Source organism: Roseateles sp. DB2, from assembly GCF_051857535.1.
Classification (GTDB): Bacteria; Pseudomonadota; Gammaproteobacteria; order Burkholderiales; family Burkholderiaceae_C; genus Roseateles_B.
The window spans coordinates 257,758-278,984 of record NZ_JBPZGY010000005.1; the positions used below are offsets into that span (position 1 = coordinate 257,758).

General features: G+C 66.4%; 18 protein-coding genes and 1 tRNA gene. 14 read left to right on the plus strand and 5 right to left on the minus strand.

The features are described 5' to 3' along the window. The first annotated feature begins 1 nt into the window (after window position 1). Window positions 2-793, plus strand: a complete 792-nt coding sequence (gene tatC, locus ACS5PK_RS10625) for a twin-arginine translocase subunit TatC (RefSeq protein ID WP_439440203.1) — start codon at window positions 2-4, stop codon at window positions 791-793. Window positions 794-835: 42 nt separating this feature from the next. Here the strand turns inward: tatC and ACS5PK_RS10630 are convergent, their stop codons facing one another. Beyond that, entirely contained in the window at window positions 836-1,975 is a 1,140-nt protein-coding gene (locus tag ACS5PK_RS10630) for a S1C family serine protease (RefSeq protein ID WP_439440354.1), read from the minus strand. A gap of 49 nt (window positions 1,976-2,024) precedes the next feature. On the opposite strand from ACS5PK_RS10630, the gene ACS5PK_RS10635 reads away from it, so the two are divergent. Together ACS5PK_RS10635 and pdxA are read left to right on the plus strand one after the other, a co-directional pair. Further along, on the plus strand, window positions 2,025-2,819 hold the full coding sequence (locus ACS5PK_RS10635; RefSeq protein ID WP_439440204.1) for a Nif3-like dinuclear metal center hexameric protein: 795 nt from the start codon (window positions 2,025-2,027) through the stop codon (window positions 2,817-2,819). 8 nt (window positions 2,820-2,827) lie between these two features. After that, window positions 2,828-3,880 carry a 4-hydroxythreonine-4-phosphate dehydrogenase PdxA gene (gene pdxA / locus ACS5PK_RS10640; protein WP_439440205.1) on the plus strand — a complete coding sequence of 351 codons (1,053 nt, stop codon included), beginning with the start codon at window positions 2,828-2,830 and terminating at the stop codon, window positions 3,878-3,880. 179 nt (window positions 3,881-4,059) lie between these two features. Here pdxA and ACS5PK_RS10645 read toward each other — a convergent pair whose 3' ends face one another. Next, on the minus strand, window positions 4,060-6,639 hold the full coding sequence (locus tag ACS5PK_RS10645) for a DUF1631 family protein (RefSeq protein ID WP_439440206.1): 2,580 nt from the start codon (window positions 6,637-6,639) through the stop codon (window positions 4,060-4,062). A 151-nt stretch (window positions 6,640-6,790) separates the two neighbouring features. Further along, complete coding sequence (gene mscL, locus ACS5PK_RS10650; protein WP_439440207.1) at window positions 6,791-7,228, minus strand: large conductance mechanosensitive channel protein MscL; 438 nt, start codon at window positions 7,226-7,228, stop codon at window positions 6,791-6,793. 237 nt (window positions 7,229-7,465) lie between these two features. On the opposite strand from mscL, the gene petA reads away from it, so the two are divergent. The 6 genes from petA (at window position 7,466) to ACS5PK_RS10680 (ending at window position 11,775) form a co-directional block, all read left to right on the plus strand. Continuing rightward, the gene (gene petA / locus ACS5PK_RS10655; RefSeq protein WP_439440208.1) at window positions 7,466-8,062 is read left to right on the plus strand and encodes a ubiquinol-cytochrome c reductase iron-sulfur subunit; all 597 of its coding nucleotides are present in this window, start codon (window positions 7,466-7,468) and stop codon (window positions 8,060-8,062) included. Between the two features lie 20 nt (window positions 8,063-8,082). After that, window positions 8,083-9,483, plus strand: a complete 1,401-nt coding sequence (locus ACS5PK_RS10660) for a cytochrome b (protein WP_439440209.1) — start codon at window positions 8,083-8,085, stop codon at window positions 9,481-9,483. A gap of 21 nt (window positions 9,484-9,504) precedes the next feature. Beyond that, on the plus strand, window positions 9,505-10,275 hold the full coding sequence (locus ACS5PK_RS10665; protein WP_439440210.1) for a cytochrome c1: 771 nt from the start codon (window positions 9,505-9,507) through the stop codon (window positions 10,273-10,275). 142 nt (window positions 10,276-10,417) lie between these two features. Next, entirely contained in the window at window positions 10,418-11,035 is a 618-nt protein-coding gene (locus tag ACS5PK_RS10670) for a glutathione S-transferase N-terminal domain-containing protein (protein WP_183103385.1), read from the plus strand. A gap of 12 nt (window positions 11,036-11,047) precedes the next feature. Beyond that, window positions 11,048-11,599, plus strand: coding sequence for a ClpXP protease specificity-enhancing factor (locus ACS5PK_RS10675; protein WP_439440211.1), 552 nt, complete (start codon window positions 11,048-11,050; stop codon window positions 11,597-11,599). 100 nt (window positions 11,600-11,699) lie between these two features. Further along, a tRNA-Thr gene (locus ACS5PK_RS10680) sits at window positions 11,700-11,775 on the plus strand. 92 nt (window positions 11,776-11,867) lie between these two features. Here the strand turns inward: ACS5PK_RS10680 and ACS5PK_RS10685 are convergent. Beyond that, window positions 11,868-12,209 (minus strand): hypothetical protein, encoded by a 342-nt coding sequence (locus ACS5PK_RS10685; protein WP_439440212.1) that lies wholly within the window; start codon window positions 12,207-12,209, stop codon window positions 11,868-11,870. A 347-nt stretch (window positions 12,210-12,556) separates the two neighbouring features. Between ACS5PK_RS10685 and secA the strand changes: the two genes are divergently transcribed. The 4 genes from secA (at window position 12,557) to argJ (ending at window position 18,114) form a co-directional block, all read left to right on the plus strand. After that, on the plus strand, window positions 12,557-15,301 hold the full coding sequence (secA, locus tag ACS5PK_RS10690; protein WP_439440213.1) for a preprotein translocase subunit SecA: 2,745 nt from the start codon (window positions 12,557-12,559) through the stop codon (window positions 15,299-15,301). A gap of 189 nt (window positions 15,302-15,490) precedes the next feature. Then, on the plus strand, window positions 15,491-15,985 hold the full coding sequence (locus tag ACS5PK_RS10695; RefSeq protein WP_439440214.1) for an FxDxF family PEP-CTERM protein: 495 nt from the start codon (window positions 15,491-15,493) through the stop codon (window positions 15,983-15,985). Between the two features lie 74 nt (window positions 15,986-16,059). Then, a complete protein-coding gene (locus tag ACS5PK_RS10700) occupies window positions 16,060-16,737 on the plus strand; it encodes a PEP-CTERM sorting domain-containing protein (RefSeq protein WP_439440215.1) in 678 nt (225 codons plus the stop codon). 147 nt (window positions 16,738-16,884) lie between these two features. Beyond that, a complete protein-coding gene (argJ, locus tag ACS5PK_RS10705; RefSeq protein WP_439440216.1) occupies window positions 16,885-18,114 on the plus strand; it encodes a bifunctional glutamate N-acetyltransferase/amino-acid acetyltransferase ArgJ in 1,230 nt (409 codons plus the stop codon). 23 nt (window positions 18,115-18,137) lie between these two features. Here argJ and ACS5PK_RS10710 read toward each other — a convergent pair whose 3' ends face one another. Then, the gene (locus tag ACS5PK_RS10710; protein ID WP_439440217.1) at window positions 18,138-19,679 is read right to left on the minus strand and encodes a hypothetical protein; all 1,542 of its coding nucleotides are present in this window, start codon (window positions 19,677-19,679) and stop codon (window positions 18,138-18,140) included. 281 nt (window positions 19,680-19,960) lie between these two features. On the opposite strand from ACS5PK_RS10710, the gene ACS5PK_RS10715 reads away from it, so the two are divergent. Beyond that, complete coding sequence (locus ACS5PK_RS10715; protein ID WP_439440218.1) at window positions 19,961-21,220, plus strand: class I SAM-dependent methyltransferase; 1,260 nt, start codon at window positions 19,961-19,963, stop codon at window positions 21,218-21,220. Window positions 21,221-21,227: the final 7 nt, after the last annotated feature.

The following is a 21,227-nucleotide window of genomic DNA, read 5'->3' on the forward strand; positions in this document are numbered from 1 at the left end:
CATGAGTTCTTCACCCGAAGACGAACTGGCTGGCACCGAGCAGCCCTTCGTGTCGCACCTGATCGAGTTGCGTGATCGCTTGATCCGCGCACTGCTGGCCGTCGGCGTGGCCTTCGGCCTGCTGTGCCTCTATCCCGGCCCGGCCGGCCTCTACGACCTGCTGGCGGCGCCCCTGGTGGCGCATCTGCCCAAGGGCTCGTCGATGATCGCCACCAATGTGCTTTCGCCCTTCCTGGTGCCGCTGAAGATCACGATGCTGGCGGGCTTTCTGGTGGCGCTGCCCGTGGTGCTGTACCAGGTCTGGGCCTTTGTGGCGCCCGGGCTTTATTCGCATGAGAAGCGCCTGGTGCTGCCCCTGGTGGTGTCCAGCACGGTGCTCTTCTTCATCGGCGTGGCCTTCTGCTACTTCTTCGTCTTCGGCCAGGTCTTCAAGTTCATCCAGGGCTTTGCGCCCAAGAGCATCATGGCGGCGCCGGACATCGAGGCCTACCTGGGCTTCGTGATGACCATGTTCATCGCCTTTGGCGCTGCTTTCGAGGTGCCTGTGGTGGTGGTGGTGCTGGCACGCCTGGGCCTGGTGACGGTGGAGAAGCTGCGCGAGTTCCGCGGCTATTTCATCGTGCTGGCCTTCGTGATCGCGGCCATCATCACGCCGCCGGACATCGTCTCGCAGCTGGCTCTGGCCATCCCCATGTGCCTGCTCTATGAGCTGGGCATCTGGGCGGCCGGAACCTTCATCCGCGCAACCAAGGCGCCGGACGACGCCGAGGATGCCAAGGACGCAGCGAGCTGATCGCCAGATTTGCTCAATGCTGCGGGGCCGCTTCAGGGCCGCTCAGTTCGGGTTGTCTTCCGGCTTGGGCCTGGGGCGCTGGCCGATCTTCAGCATGAAGGCCTTGCGTTCCGCGCCCCGTTGAACCTCCAGCCTGGCCTGGCTGCCCGGTGTCAGTGCCGCCACGGTCGTCAGCAGATCATTGGGGCTCTGCACTGTCTTGCCGGCCACGCTCAGCACCACGTCGCCCGGCTTGATGCCGGCCTGCTCGGCGGGGCCCTTGAGGATCACGCCGCTGACCATCACCCCCCGCAACTGCGGCAGGTGGAAGGCCTCCAGCACCTCGGGCGTGATCTCGCGCGTCTGTACGCCCACCCAGCCCCGCAAGACCTGACCCTGCTTGATCAATGCTTCCATCACCTCGCGGGCCAGGCTCACCGGGATGGCAAAGCCTATGCCCATGCTGCCACCGCTGCGCGAGTAGATGGCGGTGTTGATGCCCAGCAACTGCCCTTGGGTGTCGACCAGGGCACCACCCGAATTGCCAGGGTTGATGGCCGCATCGGTCTGGATGAAGTTCTCGAAGGTGGACAAGCCCAGCTGCTTGCGGCCCAGAGCGCTGACGATGCCCGAGGTCACCGTCTGCCCTACGTTGAAGGGGTTGCCGATGGCCAGCACGGCGTCACCCACCTGCAGGCTGTCGGCCTCGCCCAGGCGCATCACCGGCAGATTGGGCAGGCGGATGCGCAGCACGGCCAGGTCGGTGTCGGGGTCGGTGCCGATCAGTTCGGCGGTGGTCTCGCGGCCGTCGCTGAGCTGGATCAGGATCTCTGTGGCGTTCTCCACCACATGGTTGTTGGTGAGCACATAGCCCTCAGGCGAGACGATCACCCCCGAGCCCGTGCCGCGTTGGCTGTCGGGCTCGTCTTCGTCGGGGCTGCCGCCGTGGTAGCGCAGCCAGGCCTGCTCTTCCTCGCTGAGGGGCTGGCCAGGCTTGCTGGCGCTGATGCTGACCACGGCCGGCGCCGCCAGCCGGGCTGCCTCGGCATAGCCGGGGCGCTTGCCGGTGCTGGCGCCCTGTTGCAGGCTGGGCGCGGGATGCAGGCTGCCTTGCAGCCATTGCGGCTTCAGCGTGGCCACGACAAAGTAGCCGGCCAGCGCCACAGTGGCTGCCTGGGAGAAAATGAGCCAGGACCGGCGCAGGGGCGACGGCGCTCCCGAAGCTTGGGAGGAAGACGAGGACGATGTGGACATGAAGGAAAACACCCCGACGACCGGGCAGGAAGGGTGCCAGACCCTGCCTCGCGACGCGTTGGTGCGCCTGCTTGACGGATGGCTGGAGCCGGGTCGTTTCAAGGATTATGGGCCCAACGGTCTGCAGGTCGAGGGCAAGCCGCAGGTCCGTCGCGTGCTGTGTGGCGTGACCGCCAGCTTGGCCCTGATCGATGCCGCCATCCAGCGCGGAGCCGATGCGCTGCTGGTCCATCACGGCTTGTTCTGGCGCGGCCAGGAGCAGCGCCTGACGGGCTGGATGAAGGCCCGCGTGCAGCGCCTGCTGGCCCACGACATCAACCTGATCGCCTACCACCTCCCGCTGGACGCTCATGCCGAACTGGGCAACAACGCGCAGCTGGGACGCCAGTTCGGCTGGACGGCCGATGCCCGTTTTGGCGATCAGGACCTGGGCTTCGCCGGTGTCCTGCCTGAGGACCAGCAGACGCTGGACGGCCTGCGTGCCGTGCTGGAGCAGCAGCTGGCACGCCCCGTGCTGGCCATCCCGGGCGACGGCCGGCCACTGCACCGCGTGGCCTGGTGCACTGGCGGCGCCCAGGGCTTCTTCGAGGCGGCAATCGCCAGCGGGGCCGATGTCTTTGTGACCGGCGAGGTGTCCGAACCCCAGGCGCATTACGCGGCTGAGACTGGCGTGGCCTTCATCGCCGCAGGCCACCATGCCACCGAGCGTTACGGCGTTCAGGCCCTGGGGCGGCGCCTGGCCGATGAAGCTGGCCTCGAAGTCGAGTTCCTGGATCTGCACAACCCTGCATGACTCCCCGCATGACACCCCTCGCCAAGCCGGGCATGAAGCCCCTGTTGATCACCCAGGGCGACGCCTGCGGTATCGGTCCCGAGGTTGCGGTGGCCGCCTGGGCGGCGGAGCAGGCCCCGCCTGGTGCTCCTCCCTTGTGCCTGGTGGGTGACCTGGCGGTCTGGCGCCGCGCCCTGCGCCTGGCGGGCCTGGACTTCCCCACGGCCCTGCTGGACGACCCCTCGCAGGCCGCGCACGTGCCGGCGCGCTGCCTGCCCGTGTGGCAGCCGTCGGGCATGGCGCCAGGCCTGGTGGAGGAACCTCTCGGCCAGATCAGCGCGCGCGCTGGCGCCGCCGCGGCGCGCTGCATCGAGGCCGCGGTGGCGGCGATCCAGTCGGGGCAGGGCGGCGGCCTCGTGACCGCGCCCATCCACAAGGAGGCCCTGCACGCCGCGGGTGTGCCCTTTCCCGGTCATACGGAAATGCTGCAGGCGCTGGCCACCCCGGCAGGCGGCAGTGCGCCGCCCGTGCGCATGATGCTGGCCAACGAGGAGCTGCGCACGGTGCTGGTGACCATCCACGTCTCATTGCGCCAGGCCATCGAGCAGGTCACGACGGCCGCTGTGCTGCAGACCCTGCGCATCACCCAGGACTCGCTGCGCCGCTTTGGCATCCGGATGCCCCGTATTGCCGTCGCAGGCCTGAACCCGCATGCGGGTGAAGGCGGCCTCTTTGGGGACGAGGAACTCCGGGAGATCATCCCCGCCATCGAGGCAGCCCGCGCCGAAGGCATCGACGCCCAAGGGCCATTCCCGCCCGACACCGTCTTCATGCGGGCGCGCCATGCGCCTCCGCATCACCCGGGTGCTTTCGACGTGGTGGTGGCCATGACGCACGACCACGGCCTGATTCCGGTGAAGTATCTGGGCGTGGAGCAGGGCGTCAACGTCACGCTGGGCTTGCCGTTCGTGCGCACAAGCCCTGACCATGGCACGGCCTTCGACATCGTCGGCAGGGGCCTGGCGGATGCCTCAAGCATGAGGGCAGCCTTGCGCATGGCCTGGCAGCTTTGCAGCGACTGAGCAGGCCTGCGCCGGTCCCCGGGGGGGCAGGCCGAGGCGCCCTGGCCAGGCGAGGACGCGCCGTTCCGATCTGCGTGCCTGCACTGGGCCGTCACGCCGATGTGGCGGCAGGCGTATCGGCCTGCGAGTCACCTGGCAGGGAAGGGCGGGAGGCAACAAGCGCAGCCGCAGCCGCCTGATCACTGCTGGGTATTGAGCGCTGCCAGCTGCTTGCGCGCACGTGCCGTGGCGCGTTCCAGTAGATAGGCGTTCTCGAAGGCGCGCAGGCGGCCGGTCTCGCAGAGCTTGCGCAGCATGCGAGCCGTCATGGTGACCGTTTGCTGGTGCTTGTGGCCCTGGGTGAAGATGAAGAAGCTGCGGCCGGCACTGATGTGGGCCAGGCGCACCTTGCGCCAGTGCTCGCCGGTGTTCATCTGGTAGGCAAAGCCCAACTGAAGGTGGTCGATCAGCAGGACGCCGGAGCTGGGCTCTGGCTCCTCGGTGGCCGAGGGCAGGCCGTCGATGCTGATGTCCACCGCCTGCAGGGGTGCTTCCTGGGCGGTGATGTCGATGTCGACCTCGCCCTTCCAGTCCACCGACGTTTCCTGGACCAGGCCCAGGCTGGAGGCTTCCTTGGCGTTGAGTCCCTGGGCCAGGTCGATGTCGACCTCGCCGGACTCGGTGTCGCGGAACTCATCCGGCTGCACAGGGGGCAGGTCTTGCTCCTTGGGTGCCTCAATGCCGAAGACGGCTTCCAGCTGCTTGACCAGCAGGTTGTAGTCAAGGGCTGACAGCCCCTGGCCCTTCAACGATTCGGCATGCACCGGCAGCAGTTGGCCGATGAAGGGCTTGCGCAGGGACTCTGGCCAGGCGATCAGATCCAGGCCCTCGTTGAGCGTCTGCATCATGCGCGGCAGGGCGCTCAGGAAGGCCTGGCGCTGCGGCCCCGGCGCCTTGGGCTGCACGCTCAGCACCAGGTCGCGGCCGAACTGGCGGAAGCGCTTCTCGCGGTCTTCGCTGCCGCCTTCGCGGCGTGAGGCCTGCACGATGGCGCCGCTCCAGGTCTGGGACAGGAACTCACGCAGGAAGTCCGGCATGGGCACCTTGGCCAGGTTCTGGGCCAGCTGCTTGGCATAGCGCTGCTGCAGCCGGAGGTCGGTTTCCTTGCGCTCGACCAGGGCTGCTGCATCGCCATGGGCTTGCAGAGTCTGGGCGGTCTGGGCGCTGATGAAGGCCTCGAGATCGTCGAGCTTCTGCTCGTAGGTCTCGATGCGTTCGAAGTCTCCGCCGCTGACATCATGGACCAGGGCCCGCACGTGCTCGAGGAAATCCTTGCCGGGGGAGTCGCCGAAGTCGTCGTAGGCGCAGGCCAGGGAGGCCAGACGGTTGATGAAGCGGCGCACCGGATGGCGGCGCGAGGAGAAGAAGGTGTTGTCGCCCAGCGCGGCGCGCAGCACGGGCAGTTGGAGCTGGGCCAGCAGGCGCGCCATCTGCGGCGGCACCTTGGCGTCGGAGAGGATGTGGTCGAAGAGGCTGCCCACCACATCGATCACCATGTGGTCCAGGGAGCCGGTGGCCGCCTGGCGCAAGGCGTCGCGATGCAGGTGAATCAGGTTGGGTGGCAGGGGCAGGGCGCCGCCCGGGATGGTGTCATCACCCCAGTCCGCCCCAGCCAGCGGCATGCCGTTGCTGGCGGATCCGCTGGCCGACAGGGCGCCGGACACCGTGCTGCCGCCGAAACCGGCCCCGCCCAGACCGCCGCCCAGGCCGCCGCCCAGGCCGCCACCACCCAGGCCACCACCCATGCCGGCGCCACCTCCCGCGGGCATGGGCAGGCTGGACAGGCGTCGCAGCAGGTCCATCAACTGGGGATCGACGCTGCCCATCACGCCGGCGGGTGCATAGCCGCCATAGCCGGGACCATAGCCTCCGGCACCGGCGCCGAAGCCGCTAGGTGCACTGATCCCGCCGGCATAGCTGCCTTGCATGGGGGCGCCGTAGCCAGGCGCCGCATAACCGCCCACGCCGCCAAAGCCGCTGCTTGCGGCCGGACCCAGGCCGCCGAAGCGGGAGTTGCCCATGGGGCCACCCAGGTCGCCGGTCACGCTGTTGGGGCCGCCGCCCATGCCACCCATGGCGCCAGCGGGGTTGAGGGCGCGCACCCGCAGGTCCTGCTGGCGCAGGCCGCGGCTGCGGAAAAGGGTGGCGATGTCGGCGTAGCAGGCCCGCATCTCGGTTGTGAAGGCGCGGGTGAGCTCGTCGACCAAGGCCTGACGGAGGTCCTGCTCTTCGCTCAGGCTGTGCACGCCGTCCAGCAGGGCCTGGGCGATCAGCTCGGGGCGCAGGGGGTTGCGATCCAACCCGCCTTCGGAGGAACTGAGACCAGCGAGGAAGGACTCGACATCGCGCAGCTCCCATTCGCTTTGGTGGCCGATGGCCATGCCGATGCGGTCGGCCGCCACCATGGCGTCGACCTGCTCGTCGTCCATCAGGGAGAGTTCGTCCCAGGCCTTCTTGGCGGCGGGGGCGGCCTTGTCGCGCTGCTCGCCGGCCATCTGGCGGCGCAGACTGGCCTGGAACTCCTGGATGAACTGCGGGAGGTTCTCGCGGAACAAGTACTGAGCTGCCAGCAGCGCATCGCGCCGCTTGGCATAGCCGGCGGAAAGGGCAGCCAGTCCCAGTCCTTCAGCGCAGCGCTCGGCCGCCTGCTCGGCGGCTGCCCGGATGCGCTGGAAGGCGGCTTCGAGATGCGGGTTGAGTCGTGACTCGGGCTGATTCATGGACGGGGGGACCGGGCGCGCGCCACATCAGGGCGCGCAGCTGTTGCCAAGTATCCGTGGAATTGAGGGCTCATGTTGTGACCAAGCGCAGCCTGCGCGCGCCGGATGGCACGGTAGCGCAATTCGCGGGCTGGCAGGCGCGAAGGCTTTCTCAGCGCTTGAGCGAGTCGCGAATCTCGCGCAGCAGCACGATGTCCTCCGGCGTGACAGCCTCGGCCGCGGGGGCCGGGGCGGGTTCGGCCCGCTTCAGGCGATTGATCTGCTTGACCATCATGAAGATGATGAAGGCCAGGATGATGAAGTTGAGCAGCACGGTCAGGAAGCTGCCGTAGGCGAAGAGGGGCACGCCCGCCTTGGTCAGAGCCTCGTAGGTCTGGGGGCCCTTGAACTCGGCGGGGACGGTGCCCAGCACGACGAAGTAGTTGGAGAAGTCCAGGCCGCCGACGACCTTGCCCACCAGGGGCATGATCAAGTCCTTGACCATCGAGTCGACGATCTTGCCGAAGGCGCCGCCGATGATCACGCCCACGGCGAGATCCACCACATTGCCCTTGACGGCAAATTCCTTGAACTCGCTCAGCATTCCCATCTCGATCTACTCCTGCGGGGTGGCCCCGTGTGTGCTGGGCGCTATTGTCTACGTTTGCAGGCGTCGCAAATCGGGCCAAACACGGGGATTGCCTTCGCGAGTGCGTGCTGCAGCGTCGAATTGATGCCTTGGCGAGACGATTTGCGTATTCCCGGAGGTGCATCAAGTCAGGGTGGGGGTGGGCGTCCGCTAGAATCCGCGGTTGCTCCCGATCAGAAGTCTCATTTGAGGACCCTCATGAGTGACCAGCAAGTGGATCAAGGCAAGCGCACGTGGCTTATTGCCACGAGTTGCGCCGGTGCCGGTGTCGGCGTCGCCACCGCCGTGCCCTTTGTCAGTACCTTCGCGCCGTCCGAGCGCGCCAAGGCTGCCGGTGCAGCCGTGGAAGTCGATATCAGCAGCCTGAAGCCGGGCGAGAAGCTGACGGTGGAGTGGCGCGGCAAGCCCGTCTGGATCGTGCGTCGTACGCCCGAGCAGCTGGAAGCCCTGAAGAAGAACGATCCGCAGCTGGCTGATCCGGACTCCCATCGCACCGCCTACCCGACGCCGGATTACGCCAAGAATGGCTACCGCTCGATCAAGCCCGAGTACTTCGTGGGCGTGGGCATCTGCTCGCACCTGGGCTGCTCGCCCTCTGACAAGTTCCAGGCCGGCCCGCAGCCTTCGCTGCCCGATGACTGGAACGGCGGCTTCCTCTGCCCCTGCCACGGCTCGACCTTCGACCTGGCCGGCCGCGTGTTCAAGAACAAGCCCGCACCCGACAACCTCGAGGTGCCTCCCCATATGTATCTGTCCGACACCAAGCTCCTGATTGGTGAGGACAAGGCTGCCTAAGCGAGAGGACAGAGGTCGATATGGCTGAATTCAAAGAAGCTCCCGCTGGCGCGTCCGTGGGCGAGCAGCTGCTGACTTGGGTGGACAACCGCTTCCCGCTCAGCAAGATGTACCGGGAGCACATGTCGGAGTACTACGCTCCGAAGAACTTCAACTGGTGGTACATCTTCGGCTCGCTGGCCATGCTGGTGCTGGTGATCCAGATCGTCACCGGCATCTTCCTGGTGATGCACTACAAGCCGGATGCCGCCGTGGCCTTCGCCTCGGTCGAGTACATCATGCGTGATGTGCCCTGGGGCTGGTTGATCCGCTACATGCACTCGACGGGCGCCTCCGCCTTCTTCGTGGTCGTGTACCTGCACATGTTCCGCGGCCTGCTCTACGGTTCCTACCGCAAGCCCCGCGAGCTGGTCTGGATCTTCGGCTGCGCCATCTTCCTGTGCCTGATGGCCGAGGCCTTCATGGGCTATCTGCTGCCCTGGGGTCAGATGTCCTACTGGGGCGCCCAGGTGATCGTGAACCTGTTCGCCGCCGTGCCCTTCGTCGGCAACGACCTGGCCCTGATGATCCGCGGTGACTACGTCGTCGGTGACGCCACCCTGAACCGCTTCTTCAGCTTCCACGTGATCGCCGTGCCCCTGGTCCTGCTGGGCCTGGTGGTGGCGCACATCATCGCGCTGCACGAAGTGGGTTCCAACAACCCGGACGGCGTCGAGATCAAGGCCAAGAAGGATGCGCAGGGTCGCCCGCTGGACGGCATTCCCTTCCATCCCTTCTACACCGTGCACGACATCTACGGCGTGGGCCTGTTCCTGATGGTGTTCTCGGCCATCATCTTCTTTGCGCCTGAGCTCGGTGGCTACTTCCTGGAGTACAACAACTTCATCCCGGCCGACCCGCTGAAGACACCGCCGCACATCGCGCCGGTCTGGTACTTCACGCCCTTCTACTCGATGCTGCGCGCCACGACCGACGTGATGGTCAACGTGCTGTCGGTGATCGTGGGCCTGGGTGCCGTGCTGGCTGTGCTCAAGGGTACCTTCTCGGGCAAGGGCAAGGTCGCCACGCTGGTGATTGCCGCCGTCGCCATCTTCCTGCTCAAGACCTTCGACGCGAAGTTCTGGGGCGTGGTCGTGATGGGTGGTGCCGTGGTGATCCTGTTCTTCCTGCCCTGGCTGGACCACAGCCCGGTCAAGTCGATCCGCTATCGCCCGACCTGGCACACGTATGTCTACGGCGTGTTCGTCGTCTTTTTCCTGGTGCTGGCCTATCTTGGCATCCAGCCTCCGACGGAAATCGGCACCCTCGTCGCCCAGATCGGCACCCTGTACTACTTCGGTTTCTTCCTGCTGATGCCGTGGTGGAGCAAGCAAGGCGTGTTCAAGCCTGTGCCTGACCGCGTCACCTTCCACCCCCACTGATCAGCCCAGGAGTTGCATCTCATGAAGAAATTCATCGCTACGCTGCTGATCGGGCTGGGCCTGGCCTCGGGTGCCATGGCCAACACCGGCGGCATGGAGTGGGACAAGTTCCCCAAGGAAAAGATGACGGACGTGGCGTCCCTTCAAAACGGCGCCAAGATCTTCGTCAACTACTGCCTGAACTGCCATGCGGCTGCGTTCATGCGCTACAACCGCCTGCGCGACATCGGCCTGACGGAAGCCCAGATCAAGGGCAACCTGATGTTCGCCACCGAAAAGGTGGGTGACGTCATGAAGGTCTCCCTGGATCCCAAGCAGGCCAAGGACTGGTTTGGCGCCACCCCGCCGGACCTGACCGTGATCTCCCGTTCGCGCGCCGACGGCGCCAAGGGCTCCGGTGCCGACTACCTCTACACCTATATGCGGACCTTCTACCGCGACGAGACCAAGGCCACGGGTTGGAACAACCTGGTCTTCCCCAGCGTCGCCATGCCGCATGTGCTGTGGGAACTGCAGGGCCAACGCGCTGCCAAGTTCGTCGAGGAAGCCGATCCGCATGACCCTGCCAAGAAGACCCATGTCTTCAAGGGCTTCGAGCAGCTGACCCCCGGCACCATGGACGCACGCGCCTATGACAATGCCGTGGGTGACCTGGTCGCCTACCTGCAATGGATGGGCGAGCCTGCACAGGCCCAGCGCTTCCGGCTGGGGGTGTTGGTGCTGCTGGGTCTGGGCATCTTCACTCTGTTTGCCTGGCGCCTGAATGCGTCCTACTGGAAGGATGTGAAGTAAGCCTTCGGGCCCTGGCCACCAGCCGGGCCCTGTTGCGCAGTGGGAGGCCTTTGCGGGCACCCACTGCGTTTGCCTTTTGTGTGCCGCTACCATGTCGGGCACACGGAATCGATTGTTGACCTGAACTCAGGAGTCCGCCGCCATGATGGTGCTTTATTCTGGAACCACTTGCCCCTACTCGCACCGTTGCCGCTTCGTGCTGTTTGAAAAGGGCATGGACTTCGAAATCCGTGACGTCGACCTGTTCGCCAAGCCGGAAGACATCGCCCTGATGAACCCGTACAACGAGGTGCCCATCCTCGTCGAGCGAGACCTCATCCTGTACGAGTCGCACATCATCAACGAGTACATCGACGAGCGTTTCCCGCACCCGCAGCTGATGCCTGGGGACCCGGTCGCTCGTGCCCGCGTGCGCCTGTTCCTGCTGAACTTCGAGAAGGAGCTGTTCGCCCACGTCAACGTGCTGGAGAACCGCGGCCAGGCCGTCAAGCCGACGGACAAGCAGCTGGAGAAGGCCCGTTCGCAGATCCGCGACCGCCTGACGCAGCTGGCGCCCATCTTCCTGAAGAACAAGTACATGCTGGGCGATGACTTCTCCATGCTGGACGTGGCCATTGCTCCGCTGCTGTGGCGCCTGGACTATTACGGCATCGACATGTCCAAGAACGCCCTGCCGCTGCTGAAGTACGCCGAGCGCATCTTCTCGCGCCCGGCCTACATCGAGGCGCTGACGCCCTCGGAAAAGGTGATGCGCAAGTAAGTCGCTGCTGCCATGGACCAGACCCCTGACGGTGGCGCGCCCACCGGCACCTCCACGCGGCCCTACCTGATCCGGGCCCTGCATGACTGGTGCACCGACAATGGCTTCACGCCCTACATCGCGGTGCAGGTCGACCGCTCGGTGCAGGTGCCGCTGGAGTACGTCAGCAACAACGAGATCGTGCTGAACGTGGGCTTCGATGCCACGAACGGGCTGGACCTCGGCAACGAGTTCATCCAGTTCAAGGCCCGCTTCGGCGGGGTGGCGCGCGAGATCGTGGTGCCGGTGGACCATGTGGTGGCCATCTATGCCCGTGAGAATGGGCAGGGCATGGCTTTCCCGCCACCCGCCGTCGAGGCGGATTCGGCGTCCGTGCAGAAACCCGCACCCCGTGCGACACCGAAGGCGGGGCCCAAGGGGCTGCGCCTGGCGCCGGCACCGGCCGTGCCGGGTTCGGACGAGTCAGTCCCGGACGCTGCCGCGCCGGAATCCTCGGGCGAGGGGCCGGACAATGGCCCTGGCGATGGGCCCGGGCCGCGCCCCACGCTCAAGCGCATCAAGTGACAAAGACAGGGTGCGCAGGAGTTGGTGAGCAAGCCTCTGGATTGCCTTTACAATGCGCGCCTGCCGAGGACTCCGGTCCGCGGCATCCCAGCAGTAAAAAGCCGGCTTAGCTCAGTTGGTAGAGCAACCGCCTTGTAAGCGGTAGGTCATCAGTTCGAATCCGATAGCCGGCACCAGACCCATGAAGACACAGGCCCCGAGCCTGTGTTTTTCTTTGTGGCGACAGAAGTCTCAGCGGTGACAGAACTCGTGGCCGCCGCAAGAATCCTCAGCCCTGCTGGACCTTGATCCGCACCTTGCTGGGCTGCAGCCCCTGCTCCTGCAGGCGGGCTTCCAGCCGAGGCTGCAGCTGGCGCAGCTTGGCGGCCACGGCGGCATTGGCGGCCAGCAGGGTCCAGCCTTCCTCGTCGATGGGGCCGGGCTTGACGAAGCGGGTCATGGCGCCGGGTAGGGCGGGCGCCACCAGGGCCATGCGCCGCTGCGATTCCTGCATCAGCACGCCCAGCCGCGCCAGGCCCTGGTGCTGGGCCAGCGCCAGGCTGATGGGCGTGGGGTCGGGCACTGCGGGGCCGCCGGTCTTGGGCGCGTGAGGGGCATCAGATCTGCGCATGCCGCTCAGTGTAGACCCGGAGGGCCGGGCCCGCGTCCGGACGCGAGGGGAGGGATGCCGGATGCTAAACTCCGCCGGTTGTCCTCCGCCCTGGTCCTGCTGCCTGGCGGGCCTTTCGGGCTGATCCTCGCCTGCCTTCGGACCGCCTTCGGCGGTCAGCAGCGCAGGAGCGTCGCACCGGGGCTTGCAAGTGGCTGCTGCGCCCCGAGATGGAGGATCGGAAATGTTGACTGAGTCCGTCGCGCGCAGGCGCAGCGGGCTTGCCGTGCCAGCCAGCCGCCCAGCACAGAAGAACCACGAGCTCAGGCGGGCCTGGCGCCACCCTCTTACCGTCCAAGAATCACTGCATGTTGCCCTCGCTTCTCACCAAGATCTTCGGTAGCCGCAACGAGCGTCTGCTGAAGCAATACCGTCGCATCGTCCAGCAGATCAATGCACTGGAGCCCCAGATGGAGGCCCTGGACGATGAGGCACTGCGGGCCAAGACCCAGGAGTTCAAGGACCGCATCGCCAAGGGCGAGACGGTGGACCAGATCCTGCCCGAGGCCTTTGCTGTGGTGCGCGAGGGCGGCAAGCGCGCCCTGAAGATGCGCCACTTCGACGTGCAGTTGATCGGTGGCATGGTGCTCAATGCCGGCAAGGTCGCCGAGATGCGCACCGGCGAGGGCAAGACCCTGATGGCCACGCTGCCCGTCTACCTCAATGCCCTGACTGGCAAGGGTGTGCACGTGGTGACGGTCAACGATTACCTGGCCCGCCGCGATGCCGAGTGGATGGCCAAGCTCTACAACTTCCTGGGTCTCACCGTGGGCATCAACCTGCCCCAGATGAGCCGCGAGGAAAAGCAGGCCGCCTACGCCTCCGACATCACTTACGGCACCAACAACGAATACGGCTTCGACTACCTGCGTGACAACATGGTCCACGACGTGCGTGACCGTGTGCAGCGCCCGTTGGCCTATGCCATCGTCGACGAGGTGGACTCCATCCTGATCGACGAGGCCCGCACGCCCCTGATCATCTCCGGCCAGGCCGAGGACCAGACCGAGGTCTACCTGGCCATCAACCAGGTCGCGCCCAAACTGAAGAAGCAGATCGGCGAACTGGACCCGCGCACGGGTGAGGGCGTCATCGAGCCGGGGGACTTCACGGTGGACGAGAAGTCCCACCAGATCTACCTGACCGAAGACGGCCACGAGAATGCCGAACGCCTGCTGGCCGAAGCCGGCCTGCTGGCCGAGGGCGCCAGCCTCTACGACGCAGGCAACATCACCCTGATGCACCACCTCTACGCGGCCCTGCGTGCACACCATGTGTACCACCGCGACCAGCATTACGTGGTGCAGAACGGCGAGGTCACCATCGTCGATGAGTTCACCGGCCGCCTGATGACGGGCCGCCGCTGGAGCGACGGCCTGCACCAGGCCGTGGAAGCCAAGGAAGGTGTGGCCATCCAGGCCGAGAACCAGACCATGGCCTCCATCACCTTCCAGAACTACTTCCGCATGTACGGCAAGCTGTCCGGCATGACCGGCACCGCCGACACGGAAGCCTACGAGTTCCAGGAGATCTACGGCCTGGAGACCGTGGTCATCCCGCCCAATCGCCCGACCATCCGCAAGGATGAGTTGGACCTGGTCTACAAGACGGCGCAGGAGAAGTTCAACGCGGTCATCCTCGACATCCGCGATTGCCACGAGCGCGGCCAGCCGGTGCTGGTGGGCACGACCTCCATCGAGAACTCCGAACTGATCTCCAGGCTGCTGACGCAAGCCAAGCTGCCCCACCAGGTGCTCAACGCCAAGCAGCATGCCAAGGAGGCCGAGATCGTCGCGCAGGCGGGGCGTCCGGGCGTGATCACCATCGCCACCAATATGGCAGGCCGTGGCACTGACATCGTGCTGGGCGGCAACGTCGAGAAGCAGATCCAGTTCCTGGAAGCCGACGAGTCGGTGCCGGCGGAAGAAAAGGCAGCCCGCATCCAGAAGCTCAAGGACGAATGGGCTGACCTGCATGCCAAGGTCAAGGCCGAAGGCGGCCTGCGCATCATCGCCACCGAGCGCCACGAGAGCCGCCGCATCGACAACCAGCTGCGCGGCCGTTCCGGCCGCCAGGGCGATCCGGGCTCCTCGCGTTTCTACCTGTCGCTGGATGATCCGCTGATGCGCATCTTCGCCGGTGATCGCGTGCGCGCCATCATGGACCGCCTGAAGATGCCCGAGGGCGAGGCCATCGAGGCCGGCATCGTGACCCGCTCCATCGAGGGCGCTCAGCGCAAGGTCGAGGCCCGCAACTTCGACATCCGCAAGCAGCTGCTGGAATACGACGACGTGTCCAATGACCAGCGCAAGGTCATCTACCAGCAGCGCAATGACATCCTGGAAGCCGAACAGTTGACGGCCCAGATCGGCAACCTGCGCCGCAGCTCCCTGGAGGATGTGGTCCGCACCTTCGTGCCGGTCGAGAGTCTGGAAGAGCAGTGGGACCTGCCCGCCCTGGAGCGCGTGCTCAAGGATGAGTGGCAGCTGGAGGTGCCCCTGGTCGCCGAGGTCGCCAAGCGCGATGCCGTGACCGACGAGGACATCGTCGAGATGGTCGTGAAGGCTGGTGACACCTTGTTCGAGTCCAAGCTGGCCCTGGTCGGCGAGGAGCAGTTCACGCCCTTCATGCGCATGGTGCTGCTGCAGTCCATCGACCAGCACTGGCGTGAGCACCTGGCTTCGCTGGACTACCTGCGCCAGGGCATCCACCTGCGCGGCTACGCCCAGAAGAACCCCAAGCAGGAGTACAAGCGCGAGGCTTTCGAGCTGTTCTCAGCGCTGCTGGACGTGGTGAAGATGGAAGTCACCCGCGTGCTGATGAATGTGCGCATCCAGACCCAGGAAGAGGCCAGTGCCGCGGCCGAGGCCATTGAGCAGCGCGCCGAGAGCGTCAGCAACGTCACCTACACCCATCCCAACGAGGATGGCTCGGTGTCGCAGGAGATCGACCCCGCCACTCTCGCCGAGCAGTTCGGCCATGTGGGGCGCAACGATCCCTGCCCCTGCGGCAGCGGCAAGAAGTTCAAGGCCTGTCACGGCAAGCTGAGCTGATCTGCCGGCCAAAGGCTTCCATAAGGTCGAGCCCGATCAAAAGCGTGCGTTATTTGGCGGTTTTTCAAGGGCGGCCACACGCTTGAGGGGGATGCGATTTGTTGCAAGTCCTCTACAGTCGGGTCATCGCAAAGGCTATGACTGTTGTCTTTGTGATGCCAAAAAACTCTGATTCGTTGGGCTCCCGAAATGTCGATCAAGACCTTTATTGCTGCCGCCTCCATCGCCGCATTCGCGCCCCTGGTGCATGCTGATCCGGTCTACACCCCGCTGACCCCGACGGCTGCCGGCGTCGATTTCCGCGTCGCGGACATCGTCAAGGGCGCCTTCACCCAATACTTCAGCTTCAGCGTGCTGGTCCCCCAGACCTACCACGGCGAGCTGCACACCTTCAGCAAGGTCGAGAACGACGTCCGCATCAGCAGCATCGTGCTGAGCAACGGCATCCAGTCCTTCGACTTCACGCCCTCGGCGGCCCTGAGCACCGGTACCGAGTACTGGAAGCTGGCGCCTGTCGACCTCAGCGCTGGCGAATGGCACCTGACGATCTCTGGCGTGGATACGGTGAAGAAGGCTGCAGGCAACTTCGAAGGTTTCCTGCATGTCCCCGAGCCGGGCTCCCTGGCGCTGAGCGGTCTGGCCGCCCTCGCCCTGTTCGGCGCCCGCCGACGCCGCCAGGCCTGAGCGGCTTCGGTCGCTATGGCGCATGGGGTCTGCAAGGCCCCAGCTGATCTCAGCCTGTCGCGGGGACAAAGACCATGACGCTCAAGACATTTGGTGCTGCCGTTGCCCTGGCCCTGGCCTGCTCCGTGCCGGCTCAGGCGGGGACCGTGTCCTTGCTGTTCGACAGTACCCAGCCGGCGGGCATCACCCTGTCCACCACCGGCACCGACCACCTCGACACCGGGGTACTGCAGTTCTCCTCGACCACGGGGGGCAGCTTTGCTGCTTTCTGCGTTGAGCTGGCCCAGGACCATGCGGAGTTCAGTGACGGGGTTCAGGTCTATACCGTGGGCAGTTTCAGCGGGCGGCAAGCCTCTGCGCTGCAAGGCCTGTACTCCACCATCTGGAGCAGCGTCGACACCGATATCGAGCGCGCGGCCTTCCAGACGGCCGTCTGGGAAATCACCCACGAGACCTCCAGCCAGCCCTTCAACGTGGCCTCCAACTCCGGCAGCTTCTATTTCGAGGGACTGGCAGGCGGCAGCGCTTCGGCGGACGCCAGCTTCGTCAGCCTGGTGAATGGCTATCTGCAGAATGCCGAACACTATGTCGGCCCGGCGCTCTACACCGTGTCCAGGCTTTCCAACGACGTTTTCCAGGATCTGGTCGTCGCACAGGCGGCCCCCGTGCCCGAGCCCAGCCGCATGGCGATGATGTTCGCTGGCCTGGGCGCCGTGGGCTTCATGGCGGCCCGTCGGCGGCGCGCTTCCTGAGCCGGCGTCGGCGCTTGGCGATACAGGGGCGAGGCTCGCGAGGGCTTCGCCCTTTTTCAATGCTGCAGCGCACTCACGGAGCGGGGGGGCAGTCCTACAATCCCCGGCCAACGGCGCCATGGGGCGCCACTTGAAGCCTGCTGCACCATGCCCGTCAATCTCACTGCTCCCGACCCTGCCTCGCTCCATCCCGTTCCCGGCGTGCGCCTGGGCATCACCATGGCGGGCATTCGCAAGGCCAACCGCCGGGACCTCAGTGTGATCGCGCTGGACGAAGGCAGCTCGGTCGCTGGCGTGTTCACCAAGAACCGCTTCTGCGCGGCGCCGGTGCAGATCTGCCGTGAGCACCTCGCTGCCGGCCAGGGCATCCGCGCCATCCTCGTCAACACCGGCAATGCCAATGCCGGAACCGGCGAGGACGGCCTGGCCCGTGCGCGCCAGAGCTGCGAGGCCCTGGCCGGCCTGATGGGCATCCAGCCATCCCAGGTCCTGCCGTTCTCCACGGGCGTCATCATGGAAACGCTGCCAGTGGACCGCATCGTCGCGGGCCTGCCCAAGGCCGTCGAAGCGCTGCGCCCGGACGCCTGGGCCGAGGCCGCCGAAGGCATCATGACCACGGACACCCTGCCCAAGGCCGCTTCGCGCCAGGTGCAGATCCAGGGGTGCACCGTGACCATCACCGGCATCTCCAAGGGCGCGGGCATGATCCGCCCCAATATGGCCACCATGCTGGGCTATGTGGCCACCGACGCCCATATCGCGCCCGAGCTGCTCCAGGGCCTGGTCCGCGATGCGGCGGATGCCTCCTTCAACCGCATCACCATTGATGGCGATACCTCCACCAACGACTCCTTCGTGCTGATCGCCACCCACCAGGCCGGCCATGCGCGCATCGAGTCACTGAGCTCGCCCGAGGGTCAGGTCTTGCGCGATGCCGTCATCGCCGTGTCCCAGCAGCTGGCGCAGGCCATCGTGCGCGACGGCGAGGGCGCGACCAAGTTCATCACCGTCAGGGTGGAAGGCGGACGCGATGAGGCCGAATGCCAACTGGCCGCCTATGCCATCGCCCACTCGCCTCTCGTCAAGACGGCCTTTTTCGCCAGCGATCCCAACCTCGGCCGCATCCTGGCTGCCGTGGGCTACGCCGGGATCGCCGACCTGGACCAAACGCTCATCGATCTCTTCCTGGACGATGTGCACGTGGTGCGCCAGGGTGGCCGACACCCTGACTACCGCGAGGAAGACGGCCAGCGCGTGATGAAGCAGTCGGAGATCACGGTACGGGTCAATCTGCACCGTGGCCTGGCTCACACCACGGTCTGGACCTGCGACCTCAGCCACGACTACGTCAGCATCAACGCCGACTACCGCAGCTGATCAGGGCCGCCACGGCGGCCGGATCAGAAATCCACAGCCCGTGTGCGCAATCCCCGGGCGACCAGCATGGCGTTGATCAGCTGGGCTTCCTCCCGGCTGGAGAAAGGCCACACGGCGGCCCGCCAACCTTCGGGCGTCTGCAGCACCTGCTGCTCCAGGACCTTCCGGCCCACCAGGGGCTGGATCAGGGGCTGCATCTTCTGCAGATAGGCTTCCGCCTCGGCTTTGCTGCCCATGACGGGGCCTACCAGGGCCACCATGGGCGCGCCGTCTGTCACGCCGCCTCGCGCGCTGGCGTCGCGGGCATTGCTGCCTGGGCGCTGCCTGAGCGTGTCCGCTGCATTGGGCTGCTCCTTGGCGTCGCCGGCAGCCTCCGGCGCGTTGTCCTTGACGCCTTCTCCCGTTCGCAGCGGCGGGCGCTCGACCTTCATGGCCGGGCGCACGACGGCAGGCGCTCTTGCCGAGGTGGCGGCACTGTTCGCGCGTTCGATGACCTGGTCGGTCGGGCGAAGTTCCTTCGCCGGGAGCTTGCTCGCGTCCTGGGAGGCCTCCTGAGCCACCTTCGCGGTGTCGCGGCTGCCAGGGGCATCGTGGCCCGGCGCCGATGAGCTGCCTTGCGGCCGGGACACCAGGCGTGGCCGGATGTCCGGCGCAGAGGCCATATTGTCCGGCAGCTGGCTGGCGCTGAGCAGGGGCCGCTGGGCCTGTCCTTCCCCTGCCATGCTTGCGGCGGGGGCGCTGCCTGGTGCACTGGCTGCAGGCCCCGCGTGCGCCGAACTTGCCGAACTTGCAGCTTGATCTGCAGGCGGCCTGCTGGCAGCGGCGGTACTGTCCACAGCGCTGCCGAACGGGGCGCTGGCTGCGGCAGAGGCAGCTGGCGCCGATGCTGCCGGCGAAGCCTCGCCCGTGCGGGGACCGGCCTTCTTCGTGCCCATGCTGGCCAACAGCACCACGCCCATCAGCAGTGCCATGGCCAGGCCGAAGGCGCCGACCTTCAGCGGATGCAGGCAACGCGGGCCGCGGATGTACAGGCGCAGGCCGGCGCCTTGTGCGATGAGTACCCGGGTGCGTCCAGGGCCCGCGTCGATGGCGGCACTGAGCAGGTAGACCTCTTCCGGCCAGGCACCGCCGCCGTCCACCGGGCCTTGTGCGGCCAGGGCCTCGTCGACGGGGATGTTGCGCAGTGGCCAACTGCCGTCGTCAGGGCGCTGGCTGTAGCCGTAGCGCCTGGCGAATTCACCCGCCTGCGCTGCCGACAGCCCCACCACGAACTGTTCGCTGAACACCGGCCAGCGATCCCGCGAGGGCTTGCGGCCCGGGCGCCAGGCCAGCAGGCGCTGCAGCAGGCCGGGCTTGGGAGTCTGGGTGAAGGATGGCGCGGGTGTCTCGTTGCCGGGCTCGCCCAGCACCGGCTCCTGGGCCTCCCGCGGCGGGCCGCTGCGCATGAAGGGCAGCGCGACCACGCCCATGGTGTGCACGTCCTGTGCCCGCACATGGCGCGCCAGTGGGTGCCTGTTGTGCCAGGCGGCCAACTGGGTGGACAGCAGCGTTTCCAGGGCTTGCATGGCGTGTGACGGTGTGGCTTGCGGGTTTGGCGCGGCTCAGGGGCTGGACAGGACGGGCGTCATGGCGACAGGCCTGCCGCAGGCGGCAGTGGCCATGCCGGGTCTGCAGGCATTGTCGCTGCAGTGTCCCCGCTCGCCTGCGCGCGCGAAGCCATGAATAGCCGGCAAGGCAACGCCCAGATTCGTCGTGGCCCGCCTTGGCGCGTCCTCATGGCGCATCAGGGACAATCCGGCATCCGTCCTGCCTGCGCGGACGCCTGCCCCTCTCTGTCCGTCTGCCCATGTTCAGTCACCTGATTGCTTCCGCCAACCCAGCGCCCGACGCCGACGACGCCGTCGCCCGCTTCCTGCACAGCCTGCGCAGTGTGCTGGCAGGGCGGCAGGGCTTCAAGCTGAGCCTCTCCAGGCCCGAGGGCGGCGAACCGGACCTGGAGCGGCTGATGGTGCGCGAGATCGAGCTGCGCGGCGAGCGGGCCCTGAGCTTTCTGTGGCGCTACAAGACCCGCGACATCACCAAGAACCACGGCCTGGATCAGGGCCTGGAGGCGCTGGCAGACCTGCTGGGCCACCCCTTCCAGAATGCGCATCTGCTGACCGACAGCCGTGAGCTTCAGCTGGCCTACAGCCGCAAGGGCCGGCCCACGCTGCGGGTTGGCAAGCTGAAGGCTTCCGTGGCGCCCGGCGAGGCTGCCCCGGAGTCAGCAGGTCTGGAGGCCGCCAGCCATGACCGCAGCAAACAGCGCCATCTCGCGATGGACCGGCCGGTCTGGCGTGACCTGGGCCTGACCCACGAGGGCCGGCAGGGCCTCGAGCTGGTGCCGGCAATGTCCCGCAAGTGGAAGCAGATCAACAAGTTCATCGAAATCTTCGGCAAAGCGTTGTCACAGTCGGCGCTGGCTTCCGCCCCCGATGTGCATGTGGCTGACTTCGGTTCGGGCAAGGGCTACCTCACCTTTGCCATGCACGACTATCTGCGCGCTGCGGGCAAGACCACCCACGTGCTGGGCGTGGAACTGCGCGAGGACATGGTGCGCCTGTGCAATGAGGTCGCCACGCGCAACGCCTGTGCCGGCCTGCGCTTCGACCAGGGCGATGTCCGCGAGTACCGCCCTGAGCGCCTGGATGTGATGATCGCCTTGCATGCCTGCGACATCGCCACCGACTTCGCCATCCACCTGGGCCTGCGAGCTCGCGCCCAGATCATCATGTGCTCTCCCTGCTGTCACAAGCAGCTGAGGCCGCAGATGCAGAGTCCCTCTCTGCTCAAGCCCTTGCTGCAGCACGGCATCCACATGGGCCAGGAAGCCGAGATGATCACCGATGGGCTGCGCGCCCTGCTGCTGGAGTCGGAGGGCTATGACACCCAGGTCTTCGAGTTCATCTCGCTGGAACACACCAGCAAGAACAAGATGATTCTGGCCGTGCGCCGCCCCCAGGGCATCAGCGAGGAGCGGCGGGCGCAGGTCCTGGCCCAGATCGAGGACATCAAGCGCTTCTACGGCATTCGCGAGCAGGCGCTGCAGGCCTTGCTGGCGGCCTGAAGCGGCC